The sequence below is a fragment of the Actinoplanes sp. G11-F43 genome, assembly GCF_050589265.1.
Lineage (GTDB): Bacteria > Actinomycetota > Actinomycetes > Mycobacteriales > Micromonosporaceae > Actinoplanes.
The window spans coordinates 109773-135010 of record NZ_JBNZCE010000014.1 but is presented as its reverse complement, the minus strand read 5'-3'; the positions used below and the strand labels follow the sequence as shown (position 1 = coordinate 135010).

The window sequence follows — 25238 nt, the reverse complement described above, 5'->3', positions numbered from 1 at the left end:
CTCACGGACGGACCCGCCTGATGAAATACCGCCTCTCCCGCCAGCACGTCGTCGACATGTGCGCGACGATGCTCGAACGCGGCTACCTGAAGGCGACCGAGGGCAACGTCTCGGTCCGGATCCCCGGCCACCAGCTCTACGCGGTCACCCCCAGCAACTACGACTACGACAAGATGCGCGTCGAGGACATCTGCATCGTCGACTTCGACGGCAGACACGTGCCCGACCCCGACGGCGCCGGCGGCCTCGTCCCGTCCATCGAGTGCGGCATGCACGCCAACGTCTACCGCGAGCGCCCCGACGTCAACGCCATCGTGCACACCCACCAGCCGTATGCGTCAGCCCTGGCCTTCCTGCGCAAACCGATCCCGGCCCTGACCGACGAGCAGGTCCGCTTCCTCGGCAAACAGGTCGCCATCATCGACTACGCCCCCTCCGGCACCGGCTTCCTCGCCAAGAACGTGCAGAAGAAGGTCGCCAGCGGCGACAACGCGTTCATCATCGCCAACCACGGCGTCGTCGCCCTCGGCACCGACCCCGACCGCGCCGTGTTCAACATGGCCCTGCTGGAGAAGGTGTCGATCGCCTACCTGATGGCGCTGACCAGCGAAGCCGGCAAGGTCTACACCATCCCGGACACCATCCGCGAGATCGCCTTCGGCAAACTGCGCAAGGACGAGAAACGCATCGCCGCGCAGATCACCGAGGCCGTCGAACCGATCCGGGTGCCCGACGAGGAAGAACTGCCGACCAGCACCGTGGTCGACACCCCGGCGGAGTCCGCCTCCAGCGCCGACCTCGGCTACTCCATCACCGAATACCTCGACGTCGACGACACCATGCGCCGCCTCAAGGCCCTGGTCGCCCAGCCGCTGCGCGGGCTGCGCCACGACGCCCTGCTCGACACGCTGAACTACTTCGAGACCAAGTGCACCGCCTCCAAGGAGATCACCGAACGGGCCAAGAAGTTCATCCCCGGCGGCGTCCAGCACAACCTGGCCTTCAACTACCCGTTCCCGCTCGCCGTCGACAAGGCCGAAGGCGCCTACCTCACCGACCGTGACGGCAACGTCTACATCGACTTCCTCCAGGCCGGCGGCCCCACCATCCTGGGCAGCAACTACGCCCCGGTCAACGAGCGCGTCGCCGAGGTGATCAAAGAGTCCGGGCCGGTCACCGGCCTGTTCCACGAGTACGAACTCAAACTCGCCGAGATCATCAACAAGTACATGCCGCACATCGAGATGTACCGGTCACTCGGCTCCGGCACCGAGGCCGTGATGGCCGCCGTCCGCGCCGCCCGCGCCCACACCGGCAAGAAGATGGTCATCAAGGTCGGCGGCGCCTACCACGGCTGGTCCGACACCGTCGTCTACGGCCTGCGCGTGCCCGGCAGCTTCCGGATGAACGCCAAAGGCATCCCGTTCGGCGCCACCGGCCGCACCCGCGAGGCCTTCCCGCACGACCTCGGCGCCCTCAAACGCAAACTCATCGAGAACCGGGCCCGCGGCGGCACCGCCGCCGTCATCGTCGAACCTCTCGGCCCCGAATCCGGCACCCGCCCGGTGCCGAAGGACTTCAACGCGCAGGTGCGCAAACTCTGCGACGAGTTCGGCACCCTGCTGATCTTCGACGAGGTGGTCACCGGCTTCCGCACCGGCCTCGGCGGCGCGGCCGGCTACTTCGGCGTCACCCCCGACCTCACCGTCTTCGGCAAAGCCGTCTCCGGTGGCTACCCGATGGCCGGCGGCGTCGGCGGCAAAGCCGCCGTGATGTCGGTGTTCGGCTCCGGCCTCGACGGCAAGAGCGGCGCCCACATCCAGGTCGGCGGCACCCTCTCGGCCAACCCGCTGTCCTGCGCCGCCGGCTACTTCGCCATCCAGGAGATGGCCCGCGCCAACGCCCCCGTCATCGCCGGGAAAGCCGGCGACCGGCTCACCCGCGGCCTGCAACAGCTGATCGACAAATACGGGCTGCCCTACGTCGCCTACAACCAGGGCTCCATCGTGCACCTGGAATGCAGCGGCGTCATGCTGCTCGACATGCGCAACCCGATCAAACTGCTCAAGGAGAACAAGGGCCGCAAGAAGCTGATGGAACAGATGGGCGCCGCCTACGCCGCCCACGGCATCATCACCCTCGCCGGATCCCGGATGTACACGTCGATGGCCGACACCGACGACGTCATCGACGACGCCCTCTCCCGCTTCGACCAGGTCTTCGCCCAGGTCGAAGGAGTCTGATGGTCATCGCGCCGCAGGTCCTGGCCGTCGACCTCGGGACATCCGGCATGAAAGCCGCCCTCGTCGCCGCCGACGGCACCGTCACCGGCTGGGCCGAACGGCCCGTCCCCCTGGTCGTGCTCCCCGGCGGCGGCGCCGAACAGGACCCGGTCGCCTGGTGGGACGCCCTCGCCGACGTCGTCGCCGACCTCGGCCGGGCGTTCCCCGACCACCTGCGCGCGATCACCACCATCTGCTCCTCCACCCAGGGCGAGGGCACCATCGCCGTCGACGCCGACGGCAACCCGCTCACCCGCTGCATCAGCTGGCTCGACATGCGCGGCGCCGACCACCTGCGCCGCCAGTTCGGCGGCTTCCCCTCCTACGACGGGCTCGCCGTCCGCCGCATCGTCCAATGGCTGCGCCTCACCGGCGGCATGCCCTCGGTGACCGGAAAAGACCCCGCCGCGCACATGCTGCTCGTGCGTGACGAGATGCCCGACGTTTACGAAAAGACCAAAACCTTCCTCAACGTCCTCGACTGGATCAATCTGAAACTGACCGGCCGCACGGTGGCCACCGTCGACTCGATCCTGACCTCATGGGTGACGGACAACCGGAAGGCCCCCCACATCCGGTACTCCCCCACCCTGGTCGCCGCCAGCGGGATCGACGCCGGCAAGTTCCCACCGATCGTGGCCTGCACCGAGGTGATCGGCACGCTGTCCCCCAGCGCGGCCGATCACCTCGGTCTCCCCCGCGACATCCAGGTCGTCGCCGGCGCCATCGACAACACCGCGGCCGCCATCGGCGCCGGCACCATCGACGACAACGAAACCCACCTCTACCTGGGCACCTCGTCCTGGATCGCCGCACACGTGCCCCGCAAGAAGACCGACATCACCACCGGCATCGCCTCCATCCCGTGCGCCATCCCCGACCGCTACCTGATGACCGCCCTCCAGGCCACCGCCGGCGCCAACCTCACCTGGCTCCGCGACAAGATCGTCGAATACGACGACCCGATCGTCAGCGCCGGCCACGTCAGCCGCGACGAAGGCACCATCTTCGACGCCTTCGACAAGATCATCCCGATGGTCCCGGCCGGCGCCAACGGCGTCCTCTACACCCCCTGGCTGTACGGCGAACGCGCCCCCGTCGACGACCCCCACCTGCGGGCCGCCTTCCTCAACATCTCCCTCGACACCACCCGCTCCGACCTGCTGCGCGCCGTCTTCGAAGGCGTCGCCCTGAACACCCGCTGGCTGGCCAAAGCCGTCGACAAATTCCTCGGCACCCCCGTCACCTCCATGGTGATCACCGGCGGCGCCGCCCGCTCCGACTCCTGGTGCCAGATCTTCGCCGACGTCCTCGGCACCGAAATCCGCCGCGACGCCAACCCGGTCACCGTGAACGCCCGAGGAGCCGGCTGGATCGGCGCGGTCGGCGCCGGCCTGATCACTTTCAGCGACATCCCAGCCCTGACCCGCAACGACCACGTCTTCACACCGGGCCCCGACCACCACCGCTACCTGGAGATCTACGACATCTACCAGGACCTCCACAAACGCCTGGCCCCCGTCTACCGCCGCCTGAACAGCCCACCACCCACCCCCACCCCGTAGTCCCAGCCGGCGAACAGCCCCCGCACAGCCGGCGGCCCCCCAGACACGCCCCGGCCCCGAGCCCACCCATCCCGGCTCACCACACCACCCCAAATCGCGTGCCAACTTGCGGCGCGGAACAAACCGGTATGCGGCACGTCGACACCCCCCTCCGCAATCATGGTGACTTCCGGCCCGGAGCCAACCACAACTCGGCACACCCGCCCCGCCCCGGCCCTGTGGTGACTTGCGGCCCGGAACGCGCCGTAAGTCGGCACACGCCGCCCCGCCCCCGGTCGCGTGGTGACTTGCGGGCCGGAACGCGCCGTAAGTCGGCACACCCCACCCCGCCCCCGGTCGCGTGGTGACTTGCGGGCCGGAACGCGCCGTAAGTCGGCACACGCCGTGCCGTTCCGGGCCGTGGGGTGGCCTTGGGGATGGGGGTGCTGCGGATGGGTGATCCCGGGTGGTCAGGTGCAGGTGGTTTCGAAGACCTCGGGGAGGGTCAGCGGGGACGGGGATAACGGTGGGCCGTCGTGGTCGGCGGCGAACGCGGCCAGGAAGTAGCCGACCAGGCGGCGGGCGTTGGCTTCGGCGGTGCGCGGGTACAGCTCGACCAGGCCGGCGACCGAGGCGACGATCAGGGACATGTCCGACGGTACGAAGTCCGGGCGCAACCGGCCGGCCGCCTGGGCACGGGCGACCAGTTCGGTGTAGCCGCGTACCGCCCGGGCACGGTCCTCACCGATGGTGCCCGCGTCAGGGAACGAAGCCAGGAACGCCGCGCCGAAACCCCGCTCCCGAGCCTGCAGCACGCACACGTCGGCGATCATCATCCGGAAACCACGCCACGGATCAGGATCGGACAGCGCGTCTTCAACTGCCGCCACACACGTCGCGAACTGTTCGGCGAATACCGCGGTGACCAGCTCGTCCTTGGTAGGGAACCGGCGGTACAGCGTGGCCGTCCCGATCCCGGCGCGGCGGGCGATCGACGCCATCGGCACCGCCAGGCCCCGCTGGGCGAACAGCTCCCGGGCCACCTCGACGATACGGTCCCGGTTGCGCCGGGCGTCGGAACGCAGGGACGGAAGTGGAGACGCCGGGGCACCCATTCTTGTCACTTTAGGCCGGGCGTCCGAAACCACCGGTACCGTCCCGGCATGCACAGCTCAGTGAAGCCGTTCGTCGACCGGTTCAACCGATGCGCCGTGGCGCTGCAGGACTCGCCGCGGGTGGGCCGGCTGGTGGGCCGGCGGATGACCGTGGTCACCTACTCCGGACGCCGGTCGGGCCGGGAGTTCAGCATTCCGGTCGCCTACTTCCGGCAGCCGGGCGGCGTCCGGATCGACGTGATGATGCCGGATGCCAAGAGCTGGTGGCGCAACTTCACCGGCGCGGGCGGGCCCCTGTCGCTCCGACTCGATGGCACGATCGTTTCCGGTCATGCCGTCGCACAGCGCACCGCCAAGGGCCGGGTAGAGGTGACCGTCACGCTGGCCGGCTGACCGGCCCACGATCCGGAACGCCGCGGCGCCGGAGAACGAGCGCCGCGGCCGGTCACCGCACGAAAGACGAAGCGGCGAGCCGGTCACCGCATGAAAGACGAAGCGGCGAGCCGGTCACCGCATAAAAGACGAAGCGGCGAGCCGGTCACCGCATGAAAAGGCGCAACGGCGAGCCGGTCGCCGCGTGAAAGGCGTGACGGCGAGCCGGTCAGGGTGTGAACAGGCGGCGGGCCTCGGTCGCCACCGCCGGGGACATCACCGGCTCCCACGCGGCGAACAGCCCGGTGAAGTGGTCCCGGTGCTCGGCCAGCAGCGCCGGGTCATGCTCCAGCACATCCAGCTCGTTGACCACCGACAGGTCCACGAACGGCGTCACCTGCCAGTCCGCAAGCCGCGTCACCGACCCGGTGAACCGGTCGGTCACCCGATGTGTGGCCGCCAGTTCCGGCCAGCTCTCGTCGCGATCGCAGGCACCGTACAGATAGACGAGTTCTTCCGCGTCCGGGCCGATCAGCTCGATCAGCGTGATCCGGTCCTGCCAGAAGACCAGGGCCAGATCAAAACCGTCCGTCCCGTACGCGGCATGCGTCAGCCCCGCCGCCTGCACCACCGGGTCGTGACCGATTCTGGCCAGCCGCTCCTCGACCCGGCACAGGTGCGCGTAGAGCGTCCCGCCTGGATGCGTGACACTTTCGGTGCCGCGTTCACGCAGCCACTCACGGACCTTCGGATCCACGTCCATGATCCAAAAGTAGGGGTTCGCCCGGCCTCAGTACAGCTTGACGTTATTCGCCTGCTGTGCATTCCGGCTGATGACAGGCTCGGGGCAACGGGCTTGCTCGATACCGTCGCCGATCGGGTCGCCGCCGGCGAGACCGTCACCTTCCGCTCGATGCGAGCCGCAACGCGGCACACGAGGGGAGGGCACGACCCCTACAGCATCCTAGGAGGATAGGCGGATAACCTCGGCCGTCCGGACGATCTTCGGAGCGGAACCCTGGAGAACTCGCTCCCGGTGCCGACGTGGACGGTCATGCCTGGATTCGTACACGCCAGCTTTCCCCCGGCCGGCCCCCTGGAGCCGATCGTCCGGACCACTCCGAGGCCGAGCCGCATCATCCGGCCACCGGTGGAGACGGCCGTCGCCGCCGATGTCCCGAGCAGGGCGCTGAGTCTCCGGGAGGAGCACGACGTGTGACGCGCGCCGCATCTGTCACATCGCGGTAGGCCGTCCTGTCTGAGAGGGCATCGGACGTACTACCGAGAAGGAGCAAGCCATGCAGGCTCGTCTCGACCTTTTCCGCAACCCGGTCGCCGGTGAGATCCTGAAGCACTTCGCCGCGGCCGGCGCCGCGCTGACGGGCTCCGGGCTGCCGGCGGCCACGAGGGAGCTGGTGCTGTTGCGGGCCAGTCAGATCAACGGATGCGCGTTCTGCGTCGACATGCACACCAAGGAGGCCGCCCACGCCGGTGAGACCGGCCAGCGGTTGCATCTGGTGGCGGTCTGGCGGGAGGCGACGGTCTTCACCGACGCCGAGCGTGCGGCACTGGAACTGACCGAGCGGGGCACCCGGATCGCCGACGCGGCCGGGGGTGTGCCGGACCAGGTGTGGGCGAACGCCGCGAAGCACTACGACGAGGACCAGTTGACCGCGCTGGTCGCGACGATCGCGGTGATCAACGCGTTCAACCGGTTCAACGTGATCGTGCGGCAGCCCGCCGGGTCGTACCAGGTGGGCCGGCAGCTGTGACGACGCCCGAGGAGAACGGCGGCGGCCGGTTACCGGCCGCCGCTGTTCTCCATCGCGTACGGGATGACCGGCTCGCTGTCGATGGCGTTCCTGGTGCTGTTGGAGACGTTGTCGCCGGTGGAGCGGGCGGTGTTCATGCTGCGGGAGGTCTTCGGGTACGGCTACCCCGAGGTGGCCGCGTTCGTCGGCCGGCCGGAGGCGAACCGCCGGCGGATCCGGTCCCGCGCCCGGCAGAGGATGACGGCCTCGGAGTCCCGGTTCGGATCATTCACCGGCCCGTCAGTCGGAGGCCGCCGAGTTGGCCGGGCGCTTCGTCGAGGCCGCCGCCGGCGGTGACATCGAGTCATTGATGGCGTTGCCGGCCCCGGAGGTGCTGATCGTGGCTGACGGGGGGGTGGCGAGGCCAGGGTGCTGGCGGCCCCGCCGTCCGGCCGCACCCGGGTGGCACCCTATGTGGTGATTTGCCGCAAACCCACGGCTAGCATGTGGATCATGAAGTTGCGTGAGGACGAGGTTCGTGTCGGCGACATCCGGACCGTGGTGATCCGGCCGGCCCGGGACGGCGGGACCTGGCCGGGAGTGCTGCTCTACACCGACATCTTCCAGCTCACCGAGTCGACGCTGCGGACCGCGCGACGGCTGGCGAGCGAGGGTTTCCTGGTGGCGGTGCCGGAGATCTATCCGCGCGGGCCGCTGGCCGGGGTCGCCCTGGAGTTCGACGACGCCGGGAAACAGCGGGGGCTGGCCGGGGCGGCGGCCACCTCGACCGCCGAGTTCGACGCGGACCGGCTGGCCCTGCTCGATCATCTGTCCGACCGCGACGATGTGGACCGGCTGTTCGTGACCGGGTTCTGCATCGGCGGGCACCTGGCGTTCCGGGCGGCGTTCGACTCCCGGGTGGAGGCCACCGTCTGCTTCTATCCGACCGGCCTGCACAACGGGGCGCTGGGGAAGGACGCCGACGCGGGGACGCTGCCGCGGGCCGGGGAGATCCAGGGCCGGCTGTCGATCGTGTTCGGCAGTCAGGATCCGCATGTGCCGGCGGACGCGAGACTGGACATCATGCGACGCCTGTACGCGGACGGGTTGACCGACCTCGAACTGCACGTCCACACGGGTGGCGAGCACGCGTTCATGCGTGACGTCGGCCCGCGGCACGACCCGGCACTGACCGACCGGGCGCTGGCCGGGGCGGTGGCCTTCTTCCGGGAGACCTAGCTTTCACAGGCTTCGATGTCTGAACATCCCGGGAAGAGTCTGCGTCTCCCGGCGTACCCCGGGTGCGGTTGTCCAGGGAGTCGGCGTACACGATGGAGACCACGGTCGCCGCCGTCACCGGGGGCGACGGCGGCGCGGACGACGTGGCACTCACCCCGAGCACCGCACGCCGTGTCCGGGTGACCAGCGTGACCCGGGCCACCCGGTACGGGCTGTCACTGTCCGAGCTGGAGGTCTACCGGCACTAGCTCATCACGGAGATGCAGAACGGGTGACCGGCCGGGTCCAGCAGGACCCGCCAGCGATCCGGCTGCGGCTGGAAGTCCGGCTTGGTGGCGCCGATCTCGATCAGCGCCGCCTCGCCGGCCTCCAGGTCCGGCACCGCCAGTTCCAGGTGCGCCTGCTTCGGCACCTCCTGACCGGGCCAGGTCGGCGGCACGTACTCGTCCACCTTGGCGAGCCCGAGGCCGGTGCCGGGCGCACCGAGGAAGACGAACTCGTCGCTGGTGAAGGTGGTCTCCAGGCCGAGCGCCGCGACGTAGAAGCCGGCGAGCGCGACCGGATCGTCGCAGTCCAGGGAGAAGCCGCTGTAGGTGGCGATTGCCATGATCGTGTCCTTTCGTCGCCACCCACCCTGTCAGTCATGACTGACATCCTGTGGCAGTCTTCTGAGAATGCGCGCCAGCCGGCTGATGTCAGTAGTCCTCCTGTTGCAGGATCGCGGGAGGCTCTCCGCCCACCAGATCGCCGCGGAGCTGGGGGTGTCGGTGCGGACCGTCTACCGCGACATCGAGGCCCTCGGCGCGGCCGGGGTCCCGGTGTATGCCGAGATGGGTGCCAACGGCGGATATCAGCTGGTCGACGGCTACCGGACCCGGCTCACCGGGCTCACCCCGCAGGAGGCCGCGTCGATCTTCCTGGCCGGGGTGCCGTCGGCGGCCGCCGAACTCGGGCTGGGCGCCGTCCTGACCACCGCCGAGCTGAAACTGCGGGCGTCCCTGCCGGCCCGGCTGAACCGGCACGTCGACGAGATCCGTGACCGATTCCACCTGGACCCGGCCGGCTGGTTCCGGGAGACCGAATCCCATCCCCACCTGGCCGCGCTGGCCGGCGCGGTGTGGAACCGCCGCCGCGTGCTGATGCGTTATCGCCGCTGGCGGGAGCCCCGCGAAGTGGACCGGGACATCGCACCGCTCGGCATCGTCCTCAAGGCGGGCGTCTGGTATTTCCTGGCTCTCGCCGGGCCGGGCACGCCGGAGATCCGCACCTACCGGGTGGCGACGATCCTGGATTTGACCGTTCTCGACGAGACGTTCGACCGGCCGGAGGACTTTGATCTGGCCGGCACGTGGGCGCGCTGGGCGGTCGACTTCGAGCGGCGCCTGCACCGCGCCGAGGCCACCGTGCGCCTGTCACCGGCCGCCCTCACCCGCATCCCCTACCTGATGACCCGAGCGATGGCCCGCAACGTCGACGACGCGATCGGCCCGCCCGGCCCCGACGGCTGGACGACGGTCACGCTACCGATCGAGTCGGTCGGACACGCCCACGCCGAGTTCCTGCGCCTCGGCGCGGACATCGAGGTCCTCGCCCCCGCCGAGCTACGCGACTCGATGCGGTCCACCGCACGATCAATGTCATCGATGTACGGCTGACCGCCTCGCAGTCCGCTCCACACGACCATGCCGAACCGGCTTCCACAGGTGTACGGCCGTCCAGCCTCGATCGACGGTGTACCAGAGTCCCGGTGACGCGGTCCGGGCCGTGCCGGTGACCGGAAACGGATAGGTGATCGGTCCGCTCGCGGTCATCGTGGTCAGGTCGATCAGCCAGTGCCGGGAGCCGTCCTCCGTCCCGACGACGGCGAACCCGTTCTCGGGGACGGCGCCCTCGAAGTCCCAGGGCGACCCGTCCACGCTGTCGAGTTCACGCAGTGTCGCGCCGTCGGACGTACGGTTCAGGTAGAGCGTCCCCTGACCGAGGTCGGTGGTCAGGTAGGACTCGCCGTCCGGGCTCACACCCAGCAGGATCTCCTCCGGATGCCGGCGCACCGTCAGGGCCTCACCGTCCCAGTGACCCCACAGGACGGGCGAGCCCTCCTCCCCCTCGGCGACGGTCAGGGCCATCCGGGACGGGTCGGGATGCGGGCAGTGGCAGGAGGCCGAGCCGACGGTCCCGGTCGGGGCCCGGCCCAGCACCGCACCGTCCGCCGGGTCGACGACCAGCCACTCCTCCTCGTCACCGGCCCGGACGTGCAGCCGGAGCAGGCGGCCGTCCGGGGAGAACGCGGCCGATCCCCGGTCGGCGTGCTGATGGTGACGGTCACCGGCGTACTCCGTGAACGACTCGTGCCCCACCTCGCACACGGTCTCGGACCAGCAGCCGTGCCGCAGCTCCCACCGCGTCACACCGGCACCGTCCACTGCCACGGCCGCGTGCACACCGGCGAACACCGCCAGGTCACCGGAGGGCGCCACGGTCACCGTGCCGAACTCGGCGGGCCACGGTGCCGGGAACTCACGATCCGGGCGGCGACCCGACGGGTCCCGTACCACCAATCGGGTCCCGCGACGTTGAATCAACGATCCATAGGTCATCACGGGTGCCTCCGCACCCGGCAGTGGAGCCTCGACCGTGGCGACGAGCAGCGCCTCAGGTCCCGGCCGCATGCGGCGACTCCTTCGTCACCGTGACGGGCGGCGGCGGGGCGGGGTTCGCGGCCGGCCCGTCGAGCACCGCGTCGATCCGCATCCGGTCAGCCTAGGGTAGGCCGTATGGCGATCATCGTGACGCCCTATCGGGTGGATGTTCCGGAGTCGTCGCTGACGCTGCTGCGGGAGCGGCTGGCCGGTGCCCGGTGGCCGGAGGCGTCGCCGGTGGACGACGCCTTTCCGCTGGTGCTCACGCACGGCTGGCCCGGGTCGGTGCTGGAACTCGCCGGGCTGGCCGGGCCGTTGACCGCGGCCGGGTTCCACGTGGTGATCCCGTCGCTGCCGGGGTACGGGTTCAGCGACAAGCCACGGACACCCGGGTGGGGTGTGGAACGGATCGCGGACACCTGGGCGGCGGTGATGGGCGCGCTGGGATACCGGCGGTTCGGGGCGGCCGGCAGCGACTGGGGTACGAGCGTGTCGAGCTGCCTGGCCGCCCGGCATCCGGATCGGGTGGCCGGCATCCACCTGATTCCGCCGCTGGCCGGGCCCGGCGACGATGACGACCGCACCGGCGCGGAACGGCGGGAGCGGGAGGAGCTGGCCGAGCGGGGGCGGAACTCGTCGGGTTACTCGGAGATGCACCGGACGGCGCCGCAGACCGTCGGGTACGCGCTGATGGACTCCCCGGTTGGTCTATGCGCGTGGATGGCCGAGAAGTTGATCTCGTGGGGTGACGGCCTGAGCCGGGACCAGATCCTGGATCAGGTCACGTTGTACTGGCTGACCGGCACCGCCGCGTCGTCGGCACGTCTGTACGCCGAGAGCATCGACGTGGTCTCCACATGGATCGACGGCGCCGGCGTCGATCCGGTCGACGTGCCCACCGGCGCCTCGATCTTCCGGCACGAGGTGCCCCGGCCGTCGCGCCGGTGGGCGGCCCGCCGCTATCCGGACATCCGGTACTGGGCCGAACACGGCCGGGGCGGGCACTTTCCGGCGCTGGAGGTGCCGGAGCTGCTGGTCACCGACCTGTGCGCCTTCTTCGACGGTCTTCGGTGACGCCGGCCGGAGACGGATCCGGTGACCGCGGAGGATCGTGGCGGGGCTGTCGACGCCGGCCTTCTTCCCGCGGGTCGGGCCAGGGGACTCCGGCTCCGGTCGTTCCACTTCAGACCGCGGCGCCGGGATGAACAGCGGTCACCGGGAGGCCGGTGCCGATCTCGGGGCCGCTGTCCGGGCTGACCGTGGCCAGTCGGCGACGGCGCGCCAGCCACACGATCACCGCGGCGAATCCGAGCAGGATCGGCAGGTCGGCCGCGGCCAGCTGCCACGGCATGTCCGCTGCGGTCTCGTCCATCTCGAGTTGCCCGAAAGCGCCCGCCACGACGCTGCTGATCAGGTTGTTCATGACGTGCAGGGCGATCGCCGCCTCCAGACCGCCGGTGAGCACCGTCACCCAGCCGGTGACCACGCCGAAGACCAGCAGATCGGCGAAGCCGAACGGCGTACCCCATCCGTGCAGTGCGGCGAACACCAGCGCCTGCGCCACGATCGGCACCCACGGACTGCGGAACCACGCGCCGAGCGCCTGCAGCAGCCAGCCCCGGCACAGGTACTCCTCCGCCGCCGCCTGCAACGGCACCACCAGGAACAACACCGCCGTGGACGTCAGGAACGGCCCCCACCCGGCCAGCGGGTCGTCGAGGCCGGCGTCCTGCCCGGTCAGCGCCCCGAGAGCCGTACCCCCGATCAGGAAGAGAATGATCGCGATCGCCGCGACCGGCACGCAGATCATCAGCCATCGCCAGCGGATCCGGCCCTCGACCGAGGAGAGGGTGCCCGCCGGGCGGCTCTGGATCAACCGGGCGGCCAGCAGGATCATCGGCAGCAGCGCGGCGATCGACAGGAACCCGACGGCGAGTTCGGCGAGCGGACCGAAACCGGCCATCCCGTCCGGGCCGTCCGGCCGCCCGCTCAGCTCGGCGGCGACGACGTAGGCGACGTAGACGAGCAGCACCACGGCGATGCCACCGAGGAGGGCGAAGAGCGTGCCGAGGAGGGTCCGCCACCAGCGGTGGGCGGGGGTCCGGGCCAATCGGTGGTACGGGGTTCCCGGAGGCGCTGTCATCAACATGTACTGAAGTCTCGTCAACGCCGGCCACGGACGGATCTGGCCCCGGCCGGATATTCATCCCTACCCAGCGATATAGACGTGCAGAATGCTGGCATGGAACCACCCGAGATGATCAATGCCGGCACCCTGGTCCTGAAGCGCTGGGAGCCGGAGTGGGCCGGCGAGCTCCTGGCTGCGGTCCGGGAGTCACTGCCCGAGTTGACGCCGTTCCTGCCGTGGGCGACCGACGACTACGAACTGGCCAACGCCCGCGCCTACCTCGCCGACGCCGATCACCGATGGGCGAAGGACACCGATTACCAATACGCGATCTTCACCTCGATCGGCGAACTGATCGGTGGCATCGGCCTGCACACCCGGGGCGGCCCGGACATGCTGGAGATCGGTTACTGGCTGCGGTCGCCGTTCGCCGGCCGGGGCCACATGACCACGGCGGTGGAGGCGCTGACCCGTGTCGTGTTCACGCTTCCCGGCATCACGCGGGCGACGATCCGGCACGACCCGCGCAACACCGCGTCCGGCCGGGTCGCCGAGAAGGCCGGCTACACCGAGGCGTCCCGGCGGGTGCTCGAGGACGGCACCACCGAGATCATCCAGGAGCGGGCCGCGACCTGAGCCCGCCGGGAGACGGCGTCACCGCAGGATCACCACGCCACGGGGTGGCAGGGTGGGCGGCGCGCCCGCCAGCGGGGACAGGTCGACCGGGCCGGCGGTCCGGTTGATCAGGAAGCGGGTGGTGCCGCGGATCGCGAGTTCGACCGGGCCCCGCAGCTCCGGCGGCAACTCGCTGGCGACGCCGGCCGGGCCGAGCAGATCGTCGAGGATCACCGCTAGGCCGCCGGGGCCCAGCCGGGTGGAGACGTAGGCCGCCGACCCCTCCCCCACCTCACGCCGGGTGACGGCCGCCCCGCCGTCGCGGTATCCGGCCAGCACCTTGACCGACCCGTCCACGACCTCGACGCTTTCCGACCACAGGGTGCCCGACGTGCCGTTGGTCAGCGGGGCCGAGTCCCCGTCGAGCAGTGGTGCGAACTCCTCGACCCGGATGCCGAGCAGGTCACGCAGCGCACCCGGGTAGCCGCCGAGCCAGGCGTGATCGTTCTCGTCGACGATGCCGGAGAAGTAGGTGGTCACCAGGTGACCGCCGGCCGACACGTACTCGGTCAGGCGCTGCCGGAGTGTCGCCGGCACCACGTGCAGGATCGGCGCCACCAGCAGCCGGTAACCGCTCAGGTCGGCGCCGGCCGGGACGACGTCGGCGCGGATGCCCCGGTCGAGCAGAGCGGTGTACCAGTCGAGGGCCTCCTGCCGGTAGCGCAGCCGGTCGGTGGGGTGTGAGTCGAGCTCGGCGGCCCACCACGACTCGTAGTCGATCAGCACGGCCACGTCGGCGGGCGTACGGGCGATACCGGCCACGTCCGACAGTGATCGCAACCGCGCGCCGAGTGCGGTGACCGACCGGAAGATCGCGCTGCCCGTCCCGGCGTGCGGCAACATCGCCGAGTGGTATTTCTCGGCGCCGGCCCGTGACTGCCGCCACTGGAAGAAGCACACGCCGTCGGCACCGTGGGCGACGTGGGTGAGCGAGTCGCGTTCCAGTTCACCGGGGAGTTTCGGCAGGTTGACCGGCTGCCAGTTGACCGCGCCGGTGGAGTGCTCCATCAGGAACCAGGGCCGGCCGGTGATCAGGTTGCCGGACAGGTTGGCCGAGAACGACAGCTCGTCGCGGCTCTGCGGGCCGGGGCGTACATAGTGGTCGTTGGCGACGAAGTCGACCTCGGCCGCCCAGTCGGCGTAGTTCATGTCGTTGATGTCACCGGCCACCATGAAGTTCGTGGTGACCGGGATGTCCGGGGTGATCTCGCGCAGGATCCGCCGCTCGGCCAGGTAGTGGTCCTTCAGCGCGTCCGACGAGAACCGGCGGAAGTCCAGCTGCTGGGTCGGGTTGACCGGTCCGTTGGCGTGGCGGGGCGGCAGGATCTGCTCCCACTCTCCGTAATTCTGGGACCAGAACGCCGTACCCCAGGCGCTGTTCAGGTTGTCCAGGTTCGTGTATTTGCGGCGCAGCCAGATCCGGAAGGCGCGCGCCGCGTCGTCGGAGTAGTCGTGGACGTTGTGGCAGCCCAGCTCGTTGTTGACGTGCCAGGCGGTGAGCGCGGGATGGTTCGCATACCGCCGGGCGAGCTTACGGACCAGTCGCAGCGCGTGATCGCGGAAGACCGGCGACGTGGGCCGCCAGTGCTGGCGTGCGCCCGGCCAGACCGTGCGGCCGTCCCGGTCGACCGGCAGGATCTCCGGATGCTTCGTGGTCAGCCACGGCGGCGGCGACGCGGTCGGGGTGGCCAGGTCGACAGCGATTCCGCTGTCGTGCAGCAGGCCGATCACCTCGTCGAGCCACGCGAAGTCGTAGCGGCCCTCGGCCGGCTCCAGGCGCGCCCACGCGAAGATCCCGAGCGACACGACGGTGACACCGGCCTCGCGCATGGCCCGCACATCCTCGGCCCAGATCTCGCGCGGCCACTGCTCGGGGTTGTAGTCGGCGCCGAACTCGATCCGCGGTTCGCCGTCCCGTTTCAACCATCGGGGAGCCTCTCGCGGTACGCGTAACGCGCTCGCGAAGAACCCCAGCGACACGTCCACCGGCTCGGGCTCGCCGAGCGGACGGTTGAGGTGGCCGTGTGTCGAACCGCGGGCCACCAGGGTGTCGACCTCGACGCCCACCTCCCGCAGCTGCCGGGCCAGCAACTCGCCGGAGGGGCGCAGGCCGTCGTGCTCGGACAGCAGGATGTGCACCGGCGGCAGGCCGTCGAGGCGGGCCGCACCGGGCAGCGCCTCGGGCGGCAGATCGCTGATCCGCCCGACATAGTTGCGGACCATGTCCTCGATGCCCTCGGGGTCGCGCTCCAGCCCGCCGGCCGGCACCGGGAAGTGCACGAACGGGTAGGCGAGCAGGATCAGATCCGGGCGACGGCCGGAGTCACGGGCGCGCAGCGCGGCGCCCAGGGCGAGGGCCGCTCCCGCGCTGGCGCCGCCGATCGCGCGGCGGTCCGGCAGATCGTCGCGCCCGGTCACCCACTGCCAGACGGCGTGCACGTCGTCGACCGGCACCGGGTAGCGCACCCCGTCGACGGCGAGGCGGTAGCCGACCGAGACGACGATCGCGCCGGCGCGCCGGGCCAGCTCGGCACCGACATGATCGGATTCGGGCATGCCGAGCGCGCCGTGCCGGAACCCGCCACCGTGTGCCCAGACCAGCACCGCGCCGGGGATGCCGTCCGGCTCGAAGACCCGCACCGGGATCGCTCCGTGCGGACCGTCGACCTGGATCTCGGTGTACATATTGCTCCGCACCTCATCACACCCCGGGCAGTGAAACGTATTAACTCACCCTAGGCACGGCCCCGGAGACCGGGCAAGCGATTCGTCAGGCGAACCCGCCGTTGCTCAGCAGCAACTGTCCGTTGATCCACTGCCCCTGCGGTGAGCAGAGGAACTCGACCAGGTTCGCGACGTCCCGGGGCGTGCCGAGCCGGTTCAGGGGTGTCGCCGCCAGGGCCGAGTCGCGGATCTCGTCGTTCATCCAGCCGGTGTCCACCGGTCCGGGATTGATCACGTTCGAGGTGATCCCGAGGTGGGCCAGCTCGCGGGCGGCGGCGATGGTGATCCGGTCGAGCGCGCCCTTGCTCGCCCCGTACGGCATGTTCCCCACGGTGTGATCGCTGGTCAGCGCGATGATCCGCCCGGTGCCGTGGGCGCCCCGGAACCGCCGGCCGTGCTCCCGGATCAGCAGCCAGGACGCCCTGGTGTTCACCGCGAAGTGCCTGTCGAAACTCTCCACGGTGGTGTCCAGCAGCCCCGAGTTCACCGACTCGCAGTGGCTCATGATCAGCGCGGTCACCGGGCCGAGCCGTCGCTCCACCTCGTCGAACACCACCGCGGGCGTCCCGGTGTCGGTGAGGTCGGCCTCGATCGCCATCCCGCGGCCGCGCAACGACGCCACGATCTCATCCGGCGCGCCCGCCTGCACACCCCACGTCATCCGCTCGTCGTAGCCGCTCCAGTAGGTGATCGCCACGTCCCAGCCGGCCGCGTCCAGCCGGGCCGCGATGCCGGCCCCGATCCCCACGGTCCGTCCCACCCCGGTGACCAGTGCCACCGGCCGCGCGCCACCGTCCACCATGGTGCCCTCCTCCGCTCGGCATCCCACTATAGGAACCGGCGGGAGTCATGCGATGCGGGCCGGAGGGTCCAGGTGGATCCGGTGTCGTCACCACCACCGGCCCGCGCCAGCCGGAGAACGGCGCGACCCCGCCGATCCGCTCCACCGGCACCGCCCCGGCCGTGCCGCACCTGCCCGGACTCCCCGAGGTGGCCGAGGAGTTCGCGAGGGAAGACCAGGCCGCCTGGGCGCTGGCCCGGCTCGAATCGGCGGCCGGACGGGCACCGTTCGACGCGAACGCGATCCCGGCGTACGGCGTCTTCTACACCGGATGGACCAACCGGCTGCGCGGCGGCCTGCTCACCTTACGTGACGACCCGGCGCAGCGGGCCCGGCTGATCGACGACTCGGCGGCGCTGGCCGCGGCGTTCGACGCGGCACCCACCCCGTTCCTGACCGCCTACCCCGGCCAGGCGTGGCCGTGCGACTCGGCGGTGGCGATCGCCTCGCTGCGGCTGGCCGACACGGTCACCGGCGGGACCCGGTTCGCGCCGACCGTGGAACGCTGGGTGCAGCGTTCCCGGGGCCTGCTCGACCCGGCGACCGGCCTGCTCCCGCACTACGTGGACGCGCTGACCGGCGCGCTGGTGGACGGCCCCGCGGCACCTCGCAGGCGATCATCCAGCGGTTCCTGCCGGAGATCGACAGCGGGTTCGCCCGCGAGCAGTACCGCACGTTCCGTGACCGGTTCCTGGACCGGCCGCTGGCGCTCGGCCCGGCGATCCGGGAGTACCCGCACGGCGCCGACGGCCCCGGCGACGTCGACTCCGGGCCGCTGATCCTCGGCATCAGCCTGTCCACCACCGTCGTCGCGCTCGGCGCCGCCCAGGCCAACGGCGACGCGAGCCTGGCCGGGGCGCTGGCGGGTTTCGGTGAGTTCGCCGGGCTGCCGGTCGGCACCCTGGACACCAAGCGGTACGCGTTCGGCCTGGTCCCGATCGGGGACGCCTTCCTGGCCTGGTCGAAATCGGCCATCCCGGCCATCGCTGACGGCCCGGAGCCGGCGCTGTCCGGCTGGTGGCGGCTGCCCCTGCTGACCGTGCTGCTGGTGATCGGGCTGGGCCCGTGGATCCCGGCGATCCGCAGGTCGGTGCGGGCACGCCGGCGGGCGCACCGGGTCCCGCACGACGATGTGCGTGCCTAGCATGACGTGCTCGGCGCCACCGGCGTCGCGCTCCAGGACCATCCGGGCCGCGGTCCGTCCGGCTCCCCATCCGGCACGTGCACGGTGGCCGGGCCGATGTCCCCGGCGGGCGGCAGGTAGCCGTACCGATGGTCGGGGCGGTTCATGCGGTCCCGCGGCGCGGGCGGACCACGCTGATATAGCGGCGGGTTCCGCCGGGAGGGATTCCTTCCACGGACGGGGTGGCCGGGCCCGCACCGAGCAACGGCACCGCCGCCGAACCTGCCCGGTGTTCCGCCTGCGCCCCCGTTGATCTCGCGCAGGCGGAACACCGGTCAGAGCGCGGCGATCTCCGCCCGGCTGAGTGCGCCGTCGGCGACCAGGACACTGATCTCCCTGGTCAGCGGCGCGCCGGGTTTGATCGTCAGGGTGTCCTCCCAGGCGTGGGCGACACAGACGCCGTTGTAGTCGCCGGTCCGGGCGAACCATCTGTCCTCGCCGGCCAGACCCCGGAACACCAGCGTGTACGCCCCACCGACGGTCATCGCCAGCCACTCGTCGGTGGCACCGTGCGCCTCCCCGCCGGACGGGACGAACGCCTCCGCCGCACCGGCCGTGGCCCGCCAGAAGAAGCCGCCGTAACCCGCCCCGCCGGTGCGGCCGTTGGTGGCCGGGCTGCCGACCGTCACCTCGGCCTGGGCGGGGGCGGCCAGCTCGTACCGGAAGTGCAGCTCCCAGCCGCGCACGGCGGACCGGGCGGTGACCGACCGCCGCTCCCGCAGGATGGTCCGGTCGGCGCCGTCACACCAGCGCAGGGTCTCGGTGAAACCGCCGTCGGCCGGCTCCCGCCCGTCGGACAGCACCCGGCCGTGGTCGTCGCGCCAGATGTAGCCCTCGTCACGCACGTAGGTGCGCCCGCCCCACACGTTGATCCCGTCGACGTCCTGCATCGTCACCGAGACGCCCAGGTGCCAGGGATGATCCTCCGGGTACTCGTCGGTGACGACCACACCGCCGAGGGTCCGGACCGGGTGCAGGTAGGGCCGTGGCGCCAGGCGGATGTCGACGTCGGGGGTGGCCACGTAGGTGGCGACGGGGGTCCCGTCGACGATCAGTTCGGTCATCCTCAACCCTCTCTCTGCGCAGCCTGCGGCCTGCGGGTAAGCGCTTTCCCTCCGGCAAACTAGCCGCCGGGCCGGGCGGAGGCAAGAACGGTGTGCTCCGCCGGCTCGAACCTGACCTCGGCCTGCCCCGCCCGGGACCCCGGCACAGTCGTGCCGGCACGATGGAGAACCGGTCAACCGACCGGTGAGAGGGCGGACCGGCCGATCGGGTCGGCCATCAACGCGCCGAAACCCCGCTCGGCGGCACCGATCAGCGTGGCGTCGTCGCCGAGGCCGGCCGGCAGCAGCCGGGCCCGCTCCCGGGACACCGGCATACCGTGCTGCTTGATCCGGGCGTTGACCTGTGGCGCGGCCGCCGCGTACAACTCACGCAGGGTGCCGCCGAAGACCACCACGCCCGGGTTGAACAGGTTGATCAGGTTGGCGACGCCGATGCCCAGCCAGTCCCCGGTCCGGGCGACGGCGCCGGCCGCGGCCCGGTCCCCCGCGGTGGCGTCGCGGACCACGGCCCGGACCGCGTCCCGGCCGAACTCACCGGCCCGGCCGGCCGCCTCCAGCAGGGCGTACTCCCCGGTCTCGGCCTCCAGGCAGCCGCTGGAACCACACAGACACTCCCGGCCGCCGTACGGGTTGACCAGCATGTGGCCGACCTCGCACCCGTACCCGCTCTCGCCGCCGAGCAGTTGCCCGCCGACCAGGATGCCGCCGCCCACCCCGACGTCGCCGTGCAGGTAGATCAGGTCCGGTGAGCCGATCCCGGCACCCCGCTGGAACTCGGCGAACGCCGCCAGGTGCGCTTCGTTGCCGACCGCGACCGGCAGGCCGATGCCGAGGGCGGCCTCCAGCTCGGTGCCGAAGGCCTGATCCACCCAGCCCATCTCCGGCCCGTACCGCACCATGCCGTCACCGGGCCGGATCATCCCGCAGTAGGACGCCCCGATCCCGGCGCAGACGGTGCCGGGTGGGGCCGCGTCGTAGAGTTCCCGGCCCAGCGCGGCCAGCCCGCCGACCACGGTGTCCAGGTCGGCACCGGTCCGCGGGCGGGTGGTCTCGCGCCGGTCCAGCACCGCGCCGCCGAGCCCGACCCGGGCCGCGACCAGCCGGTCCACCGCCACGTCGAAGGCGAGCACGAACACCCGCCGGGTCTCCGGCCGCACCACGAACGAGGGCCGGCCGGCCCCCTCCGGAACGGCCGGGCTCTCCTCGCTGACCAGCCCGGCCGCGGCCAGTTCGGTGGTCAGGGCGAGAATGGTGCTGCGGTTGACTCCCATCCGCTCGGCGAGCGCCGCCCTGGTCATCGGGCCGCTGGTGTGCACGTGGCGCAGCAGGGTGCCCAGGCTCTTGCGGTGCCTGCTCACGATCGGTGGTTCCTTGCGGGTGGAGCGGACGGGGGATCTCCACCCTCTCACAGGCTCCTACTCGACGCCGACCGGCGAGGGGAACCACGGTCCGCTGAGGAAGTCGGCGACGACCTCCTCGTCCGGTTCGGGCGCCACCGGGGCGAGCCGGCTCCCGGCCGGCCCGAACTGCAACGCCGAAAGGGACTTGTGCGGGGGACGTAGGCAACAGTCCGCCCGGGCCGGGCCGGCCAGGAACGTCGCCCCCGCGACCAGAACGGCGCCGGTCACCAGCAGCCGCACCTTCCTGTTCATCCCACCACTCCTTCCGCGATCGACCTCATCCCGCACAGGGGATCACGGGCGACCACGCGGGGGTGGGCGAATCCGCCGGACATCGGCCGTTCAGGCCCGCCGAACCAGCCACACGGCCGGTCAGGAGTCGCTGACGTGACTCCAGAACTCGTACTCGACGCCGATGCTCTTCAGGAAGCGGCTCTCGCCCAGCGTGATGATCGCCTGGGCGTTCGCCGTCATCAGATCGAGCACGTCGGCGCCCGGATCGCCGCCCAGCGCGGCGACGATCCGGGGCACGTCGGCCGGGCGGACGGTCATGGCGTACTCGTACTCGCCTTCGAACATGTTGCCCGGATCAAGGTCCTGGCCCTGGATGCGCAGCGTGCCGTCCGGCTCGTGGACGACGTCCACGAACAGCTTGTTCGCACTCCAGATGGTCACGCTGCGCCGTTCCATGGACCCCCGCTTACACCGGTGCCTTATCGATGGGGAACTGTACCTCGGTGATCAGTTCCTCGGGACCGGCGACGGCCCGCGGATCGTTCAGGTAGACCTCCCGCGGAGCCCCGTGCGTGCCGATCCCGTGCTCCTCGATCCAGCCGGTGACCACGTGATACGCCGGACCGATCTCCTGGTACGGACCCCGGTGCACGGTCGACGCCACCGTCCCGCCGGGCAGCTCCCGGTACTGCACCGGGCCGGCCGGCAGCACCGTCCCGGACGGCACCGGGAAGCAGACCTCCACCTCACCCTCGGCCCCCTCGTCGATGATGTCGTGGTAGACGACGAACGGCGCGCCCACCGGGGCGATCCGGGCCTGGCCGAGCGCGCCGGCGATGGTGCCGAACGCCTGCTCGACGACGCCACCGATGGTCCCCCGGCCGGCGTGCAGTCGCAGCGCGGCCACCGGACTGTCGGCGATCTCCTTGACCGTCACCTCGTACGGCATGATGTTTCCTCCTCGATCGATGAGACGTTCGAGGAACCGCAGCATCCGCTCCTGCTCGGCCAACCGCTCCCGCAACCGTTCCCGGTGCGCGGACAGCCGCTTCCCGGTCAGCTCCGGATCGTCGCCGGCCAGCAGGTCACGAATCTCCGCGACCGGCATGTCGATCAGGCGCAGTGCCCGGATCGCCTCGGCCCGGCCGGCCTGGCCCCGCCGGTAGTAGCGGTAGCCCGAGTCCGGGTCCACCCGGGCCGGCGCCAGCAGTCCCTGCTCGTCATAGAAGCGCAGGGCCTTGACCGACAGCCGGCTCATCCGGGAGAAGCGCCCGATCGGGATCAGGTCGTCCACGGTTCCTCCTTCACCAACGAGGTTCGGGTCTCCCCTGACAGGAGAGTCAAGTCATTCTCGGTGACACCTCCGCGGTCACCCCGTCCAGGCCGCCCGACGACACCGTGTGGTGGCGTACCAGCGGGGAATCCGGCACCGGCGTGATCTCCCGCCAGGCGGACCAGGACCGGATGGGCGCCGCGTCGGCGCCGCCGGTCAGCTCCCAGGCCGGCACGCGGCACGGCCCGCGGGGATCGCGTGGTACGCCGGGAAGTCCGGCGACAGGTCGCTCCCGGTGACCGCGAGCAGACGGCCCCGGTGGTCCCGCGCCGCCGGAAACCGAGAACCATCCGTCACGAACGCGGAACGCGGAACCCGGACGGTCGGGGGCAGTGGTTCGGCCGCCCGGGTCCCACGCAGCGCCAACGCTACAAAAAGGCCGCCGACACCGGCGGGTGAAAAACCGGGTCACCCGCCCGACGGCGTGATCCTCCCGTCGGCCAGCCGCAGCCGCCGGCCCACCCCGATCTCGGCCAGGAACCGTTCGTCGTGGCTGACCACCACGAACGCACCCTGGTACGCGGTCAGCGCGCTCTCCAGCTGCCCGGCACTGACCAGGTCCAGATTGTTCGTCGGCTCGTCCAGCAGCAGCAGCTGCGGAGCCGGCTCAGCGAACAGGACACACGCCAGAGTGGCCCGCAGCCGCTCGCCACCGGACAGCACCGACACCGGCAGATGCGCCCGCTGGCCCCGGAACAGGAACCGGGCCAGCAGATTCATCCGCTCGGCATCCGGCAGCGCCGGGGCGAACGACGCCAGATTGTCCGCCACACTCCGGGCCGGGTCGAGCAGATCGAGGCGCTGGGACAGATACGCGGTCCGGCCCACCGCCCTGGTCGCCACCCCGGAGTCCGGCGCCTGATCGCCGCTGAGCAGCCGCAGCAGCGTCGACTTGCCCGCCCCGTTCGGCCCGGTCAGCGCGATCCGCTCCGGCCCGCGGATGCTCAAGTCGACACCGTCCAGGATCACCCGGCCGCCGTAACCCGCGGTCAGCCCCTCCCCGTGGAAGACGGTCCGGCCCTGCGGGACATGGGTGCCCGGCAGCTCGATCACGATCCGGTCGTCCTGCCGGGCGGCCCGGCTGGCCTGGTCGTAGCGGGCCTGCGCCTGCCCGACCCGGTCACCGTGCACGTCGGCGGACCGGGCCGCGGACACCTCGGCGCCCCGTTTCAGGTTGCCGGCGTGGATCCGGGACAGGCCGGCGCTGGCCAGGTTGCGGGAGGCGGTCGAGGCGCGCCGGGCGGCCCGCTCGCGGGCCTGCTGGGCCTCCCGCTTCTGCCGTTTCAGGTCCTGTTCGGCGCTGCGGACCTGACGGTCCAGAGTCTCCCGGTCCGCCTCCACCGACTCCTCGTAGGCCGAGAAGTTCCCACCGAACCAGGTGATCTCACCGTGATCCAGCTCGGCGATCCGGTCCATCTCGTCGAGCAGCTCGCGGTCGTGACTGACGATCAGCAGCGTGCCCGGCCACGAACGGACCACGCCGGTCAGCCGCTCCCGGGCATCCCGGTCGAGGTTGTTGGTGGGCTCGTCGAGCAGCAGCACATCCGGCCGTTTCAGCAGCTCGGCAGCCAGTCCGAGGGAGATGACCTGGCCGCCGCTGAGGGTGCCGAGCCGCCGGTCGAGGGTCACCTCGGCCAGGCCCAGCCGGTCCAGTTCGGCGCGGGTGCGCTCCTCGATGTCCCAGTCGTTGCCGACGGTGGCGAAATGTTCCTCGGCCGGATCACCGGCCTCGATGGCGTGCAGGGCCGCGATCACCCGGTCGACCCCGAGGACTTCGGCGACCGTCCGGTCACCGGCGAACGGCAGATGCTGCGGCAGATAACCCGGGACACCCCGCACGGTGATCGTGCCCCCGGCCGGCGTCAGCACCCCGGCCACGAGTTTCAGCAGCGTCGACTTACCGGCGCCGTTGACGGCGACCAGCCCGGTGCGCCCCTCGGGCACGGTGAACGACAGCCGGTCGAAGACCGGGGTGTCATCCGGCCAGGAGAAGGAGAGCTCGGAAACGGAGAAAGACATGAAGACCCCAGGGAGCGAATCGGTCTCCGGGCTCACGCCGGCACAGCCGGCGGCTCATCGGAGACGACAACAGACGGACACGTTTCAGGGCACGACAAAGACAGCCGTCACGTGGACGGCCGGGGCGGGGTCTTCACCCTGCGATGTCGTCGTCCCCTGCCATGTCTCTCTCCGATCTGAGGATCACTGCGCGCCAACGATAGCCCACACCCCGCAGACGGCCGAACCGTTTTATCACCGGCAGTCCACCGCCGAACGGATTTCTCACCGGCAGTCCCGCCGCCGACCGTCAGACCGGGTCTCTCCCCAGCCACCGGTCTCACGCGGACACCCGCAGCCTCGATCTCGGCGGATTGACCACCGTTTCGAGTCCCGCTCTCGGCCGCCCGGCCCATTCTCAGTCAAATCCCCGCCGCGGGTGTCCACACCTCCGCCCCCGGCTGGCCGATCTTGGCGGATCCACCACCGTTTCGAGTCTTCTTCTGGGCCGCCGGCCCCTCCGCGGTCAATTCCCCGCGCGAATGTCCGCCTTCCAGCTCCACCCTGGCCGATCTTGGTGGATTTACCACCGTTTCGGGTGGTAAATCCACCAAGATTTCAGATGGGCGGATAGCCCGCACGAAGGATTGACCGCAACGATCAGACGGGAAGAAACAAGACTCTTTGGACGGCCGACCCTCCAGGTTCGCGCCCGA

General features: G+C 70.8%; 26 protein-coding genes. 12 read left to right on the top strand and 14 right to left on the bottom strand.

Annotated elements, in window-relative coordinates; all coding sequences use genetic code 11:
• Window positions 1-20: 20 nt before the first annotated feature.
• On the top strand, window positions 21-2243 hold the full coding sequence (locus tag ACQ0O7_RS15915; protein ID WP_430782832.1) for an aminotransferase class III-fold pyridoxal phosphate-dependent enzyme: 2223 nt from the start codon (window positions 21-23) through the stop codon (window positions 2241-2243).
• On the top strand, window positions 2243-3847 hold the full coding sequence (locus tag ACQ0O7_RS15910) for a xylulokinase (protein WP_430782831.1): 1605 nt from the start codon (window positions 2243-2245) through the stop codon (window positions 3845-3847). The genes ACQ0O7_RS15915 and ACQ0O7_RS15910 overlap by 1 nt, the downstream gene beginning before the upstream one ends.
• A gap of 449 nt (window positions 3848-4296) precedes the next feature.
• Here ACQ0O7_RS15910 and ACQ0O7_RS15905 read toward each other — a convergent pair whose 3' ends face one another.
• Complete coding sequence (locus tag ACQ0O7_RS15905) at window positions 4297-4941, bottom strand: TetR/AcrR family transcriptional regulator (RefSeq protein ID WP_430782830.1); 645 nt, start codon at window positions 4939-4941, stop codon at window positions 4297-4299.
• Window positions 4942-4989: 48 nt separating this feature from the next.
• On the opposite strand from ACQ0O7_RS15905, the gene ACQ0O7_RS15900 reads away from it, so the two are divergent.
• Window positions 4990-5334 carry a hypothetical protein gene (locus tag ACQ0O7_RS15900; RefSeq protein ID WP_430782829.1) on the top strand — a complete coding sequence of 115 codons (345 nt, stop codon included), beginning with the start codon at window positions 4990-4992 and terminating at the stop codon, window positions 5332-5334.
• A 208-nt stretch (window positions 5335-5542) separates the two neighbouring features.
• On the opposite strand, the gene ACQ0O7_RS15895 is transcribed toward ACQ0O7_RS15900, so the two are convergent.
• Entirely contained in the window at window positions 5543-6076 is a 534-nt protein-coding gene (locus ACQ0O7_RS15895) for a DUF6817 domain-containing protein (RefSeq protein WP_430782828.1), read from the bottom strand.
• Window positions 6077-6367: 291 nt separating this feature from the next.
• On the opposite strand from ACQ0O7_RS15895, the gene ACQ0O7_RS15890 reads away from it, so the two are divergent.
• The 5 genes from ACQ0O7_RS15890 (at window position 6368) to ACQ0O7_RS15870 (ending at window position 8551) form a co-directional block, all read left to right on the top strand.
• Window positions 6368-6532: a hypothetical protein gene (locus ACQ0O7_RS15890; RefSeq protein WP_430782827.1), complete on the top strand. Its 165-nt coding sequence runs from the start codon at window positions 6368-6370 to the stop codon at window positions 6530-6532.
• A 79-nt stretch (window positions 6533-6611) separates the two neighbouring features.
• A complete protein-coding gene (locus ACQ0O7_RS15885; RefSeq protein ID WP_430782826.1) occupies window positions 6612-7085 on the top strand; it encodes a carboxymuconolactone decarboxylase family protein in 474 nt (157 codons plus the stop codon).
• 63 nt (window positions 7086-7148) lie between these two features.
• The gene (locus ACQ0O7_RS15880) at window positions 7149-7421 is read left to right on the top strand and encodes a sigma factor-like helix-turn-helix DNA-binding protein (protein WP_430782825.1); all 273 of its coding nucleotides are present in this window, start codon (window positions 7149-7151) and stop codon (window positions 7419-7421) included.
• A 156-nt stretch (window positions 7422-7577) separates the two neighbouring features.
• Window positions 7578-8303 carry a dienelactone hydrolase family protein gene (locus ACQ0O7_RS15875; protein WP_430782824.1) on the top strand — a complete coding sequence of 242 codons (726 nt, stop codon included), beginning with the start codon at window positions 7578-7580 and terminating at the stop codon, window positions 8301-8303.
• A gap of 62 nt (window positions 8304-8365) precedes the next feature.
• A complete protein-coding gene (locus ACQ0O7_RS15870) occupies window positions 8366-8551 on the top strand; it encodes a hypothetical protein (protein ID WP_430782823.1) in 186 nt (61 codons plus the stop codon).
• Here ACQ0O7_RS15870 and ACQ0O7_RS15865 read toward each other — a convergent pair.
• On the bottom strand, window positions 8548-8910 hold the full coding sequence (locus ACQ0O7_RS15865; RefSeq protein ID WP_430782822.1) for a VOC family protein: 363 nt from the start codon (window positions 8908-8910) through the stop codon (window positions 8548-8550). The genes ACQ0O7_RS15870 and ACQ0O7_RS15865 overlap by 4 nt on opposite strands.
• A 67-nt stretch (window positions 8911-8977) precedes the next feature.
• On the opposite strand from ACQ0O7_RS15865, the gene ACQ0O7_RS15860 reads away from it, so the two are divergent.
• Window positions 8978-9958, top strand: a complete 981-nt coding sequence (locus ACQ0O7_RS15860; RefSeq protein ID WP_430782821.1) for a helix-turn-helix transcriptional regulator — start codon at window positions 8978-8980, stop codon at window positions 9956-9958.
• Here ACQ0O7_RS15860 and ACQ0O7_RS15855 read toward each other — a convergent pair.
• Window positions 9941-10972, bottom strand: a complete 1032-nt coding sequence (locus ACQ0O7_RS15855; protein ID WP_430782820.1) for a hypothetical protein — start codon at window positions 10970-10972, stop codon at window positions 9941-9943. The genes ACQ0O7_RS15860 and ACQ0O7_RS15855 overlap by 18 nt on opposite strands.
• Window positions 10973-11077: 105 nt before the next feature.
• Here ACQ0O7_RS15855 and ACQ0O7_RS15850 point away from each other — a divergent pair, with 105 nt between their 5' ends.
• On the top strand, window positions 11078-12016 hold the full coding sequence (locus ACQ0O7_RS15850; protein ID WP_430782819.1) for an alpha/beta fold hydrolase: 939 nt from the start codon (window positions 11078-11080) through the stop codon (window positions 12014-12016).
• 109 nt (window positions 12017-12125) lie between these two features.
• Here the strand turns inward: ACQ0O7_RS15850 and ACQ0O7_RS15845 are convergent, their stop codons facing one another.
• Window positions 12126-13085: a lysostaphin resistance A-like protein gene (locus ACQ0O7_RS15845; protein ID WP_430782818.1), complete on the bottom strand. Its 960-nt coding sequence runs from the start codon at window positions 13083-13085 to the stop codon at window positions 12126-12128.
• A 99-nt stretch (window positions 13086-13184) separates the two neighbouring features.
• On the opposite strand from ACQ0O7_RS15845, the gene ACQ0O7_RS15840 reads away from it, so the two are divergent.
• Window positions 13185-13706, top strand: coding sequence for a GNAT family N-acetyltransferase (locus tag ACQ0O7_RS15840; protein WP_430782817.1), 522 nt, complete (start codon window positions 13185-13187; stop codon window positions 13704-13706).
• 18 nt (window positions 13707-13724) lie between these two features.
• Here ACQ0O7_RS15840 and ACQ0O7_RS15835 read toward each other — a convergent pair whose 3' ends face one another.
• Window positions 13725-16442: a beta-galactosidase gene (locus tag ACQ0O7_RS15835; RefSeq protein ID WP_430782816.1), complete on the bottom strand. Its 2718-nt coding sequence runs from the start codon at window positions 16440-16442 to the stop codon at window positions 13725-13727.
• A gap of 73 nt (window positions 16443-16515) precedes the next feature.
• Window positions 16516-17271, bottom strand: coding sequence for an SDR family oxidoreductase (locus ACQ0O7_RS15830; RefSeq protein ID WP_430782815.1), 756 nt, complete (start codon window positions 17269-17271; stop codon window positions 16516-16518).
• A 454-nt stretch (window positions 17272-17725) separates the two neighbouring features.
• On the opposite strand from ACQ0O7_RS15830, the gene ACQ0O7_RS15825 reads away from it, so the two are divergent.
• Window positions 17726-18454 (top strand): hypothetical protein, encoded by a 729-nt coding sequence (locus ACQ0O7_RS15825; RefSeq protein ID WP_430782814.1) that lies wholly within the window; start codon window positions 17726-17728, stop codon window positions 18452-18454.
• 314 nt (window positions 18455-18768) lie between these two features.
• Here ACQ0O7_RS15825 and ACQ0O7_RS15820 read toward each other — a convergent pair whose 3' ends face one another.
• The 7 genes from ACQ0O7_RS15820 to abc-f form a co-directional block, all read right to left on the bottom strand.
• The gene (locus ACQ0O7_RS15820) at window positions 18769-19557 is read right to left on the bottom strand and encodes a PmoA family protein (protein ID WP_430782813.1); all 789 of its coding nucleotides are present in this window, start codon (window positions 19555-19557) and stop codon (window positions 18769-18771) included.
• 173 nt (window positions 19558-19730) lie between these two features.
• Window positions 19731-20855 carry an ROK family protein gene (locus tag ACQ0O7_RS15815; protein WP_430782951.1) on the bottom strand — a complete coding sequence of 375 codons (1125 nt, stop codon included), beginning with the start codon at window positions 20853-20855 and terminating at the stop codon, window positions 19731-19733.
• A 117-nt stretch (window positions 20856-20972) separates the two neighbouring features.
• Window positions 20973-21209 carry a hypothetical protein gene (locus ACQ0O7_RS15810; protein WP_430782812.1) on the bottom strand — a complete coding sequence of 79 codons (237 nt, stop codon included), beginning with the start codon at window positions 21207-21209 and terminating at the stop codon, window positions 20973-20975.
• A gap of 120 nt (window positions 21210-21329) precedes the next feature.
• Window positions 21330-21632 (bottom strand): hypothetical protein, encoded by a 303-nt coding sequence (locus ACQ0O7_RS15805; RefSeq protein ID WP_430782811.1) that lies wholly within the window; start codon window positions 21630-21632, stop codon window positions 21330-21332.
• A 25-nt stretch (window positions 21633-21657) separates the two neighbouring features.
• Window positions 21658-22485 (bottom strand): MerR family transcriptional regulator, encoded by an 828-nt coding sequence (locus ACQ0O7_RS15800; protein ID WP_430782810.1) that lies wholly within the window; start codon window positions 22483-22485, stop codon window positions 21658-21660.
• A gap of 46 nt (window positions 22486-22531) precedes the next feature.
• On the bottom strand, window positions 22532-22699 hold the full coding sequence (locus ACQ0O7_RS15795; protein ID WP_430782809.1) for a hypothetical protein: 168 nt from the start codon (window positions 22697-22699) through the stop codon (window positions 22532-22534).
• A gap of 233 nt (window positions 22700-22932) precedes the next feature.
• Window positions 22933-24543, bottom strand: a complete 1611-nt coding sequence (gene abc-f, locus ACQ0O7_RS15790; RefSeq protein WP_430782808.1) for a ribosomal protection-like ABC-F family protein — start codon at window positions 24541-24543, stop codon at window positions 22933-22935.
• Between the last annotated feature and the right edge of the window lie 695 nt (window positions 24544-25238).

Coding starts and splice junctions, on each gene's coding strand:
- ACQ0O7_RS15915 (WP_430782832.1), top strand. CDS start 21: ATGAAATACCGCCTCTCCCGCCAGCACGTCGTCGACATGTGCGCGACG.
- ACQ0O7_RS15910 (WP_430782831.1), top strand. CDS start 2,243: ATGGTCATCGCGCCGCAGGTCCTGGCCGTCGACCTCGGGACATCCGGC.
- ACQ0O7_RS15905 (WP_430782830.1), bottom strand. CDS start 4,941: ATGGGTGCCCCGGCGTCTCCACTTCCGTCCCTGCGTTCCGACGCCCGG.
- ACQ0O7_RS15900 (WP_430782829.1), top strand. CDS start 4,990: ATGCACAGCTCAGTGAAGCCGTTCGTCGACCGGTTCAACCGATGCGCC.
- ACQ0O7_RS15895 (WP_430782828.1), bottom strand. CDS start 6,076: ATGGACGTGGATCCGAAGGTCCGTGAGTGGCTGCGTGAACGCGGCACC.
- ACQ0O7_RS15890 (WP_430782827.1), top strand. CDS start 6,368: ATGCCTGGATTCGTACACGCCAGCTTTCCCCCGGCCGGCCCCCTGGAG.
- ACQ0O7_RS15885 (WP_430782826.1), top strand. CDS start 6,612: ATGCAGGCTCGTCTCGACCTTTTCCGCAACCCGGTCGCCGGTGAGATC.
- ACQ0O7_RS15880 (WP_430782825.1), top strand. CDS start 7,149: ATGACCGGCTCGCTGTCGATGGCGTTCCTGGTGCTGTTGGAGACGTTG.
- ACQ0O7_RS15875 (WP_430782824.1), top strand. CDS start 7,578: ATGAAGTTGCGTGAGGACGAGGTTCGTGTCGGCGACATCCGGACCGTG.
- ACQ0O7_RS15865 (WP_430782822.1), bottom strand. CDS start 8,910: ATGGCAATCGCCACCTACAGCGGCTTCTCCCTGGACTGCGACGATCCG.
- ACQ0O7_RS15860 (WP_430782821.1), top strand. CDS start 8,978: ATGCGCGCCAGCCGGCTGATGTCAGTAGTCCTCCTGTTGCAGGATCGC.
- ACQ0O7_RS15855 (WP_430782820.1), bottom strand. CDS start 10,972: ATGCGGCCGGGACCTGAGGCGCTGCTCGTCGCCACGGTCGAGGCTCCA.
- ACQ0O7_RS15850 (WP_430782819.1), top strand. CDS start 11,078: ATGGCGATCATCGTGACGCCCTATCGGGTGGATGTTCCGGAGTCGTCG.
- ACQ0O7_RS15845 (WP_430782818.1), bottom strand. CDS start 13,085: ATGACAGCGCCTCCGGGAACCCCGTACCACCGATTGGCCCGGACCCCC.
- ACQ0O7_RS15840 (WP_430782817.1), top strand. CDS start 13,185: ATGGAACCACCCGAGATGATCAATGCCGGCACCCTGGTCCTGAAGCGC.
- ACQ0O7_RS15830 (WP_430782815.1), bottom strand. CDS start 17,271: ATGGTGGACGGTGGCGCGCGGCCGGTGGCACTGGTCACCGGGGTGGGA.
- ACQ0O7_RS15820 (WP_430782813.1), bottom strand. CDS start 19,557: ATGACCGAACTGATCGTCGACGGGACCCCCGTCGCCACCTACGTGGCC.
- ACQ0O7_RS15815 (WP_430782951.1), bottom strand. CDS start 20,855: ATGACCAGGGCGGCGCTCGCCGAGCGGATGGGAGTCAACCGCAGCACC.
- ACQ0O7_RS15810 (WP_430782812.1), bottom strand. CDS start 21,209: ATGAACAGGAAGGTGCGGCTGCTGGTGACCGGCGCCGTTCTGGTCGCG.
- abc-f (WP_430782808.1), bottom strand. CDS start 24,543: ATGTCTTTCTCCGTTTCCGAGCTCTCCTTCTCCTGGCCGGATGACACC.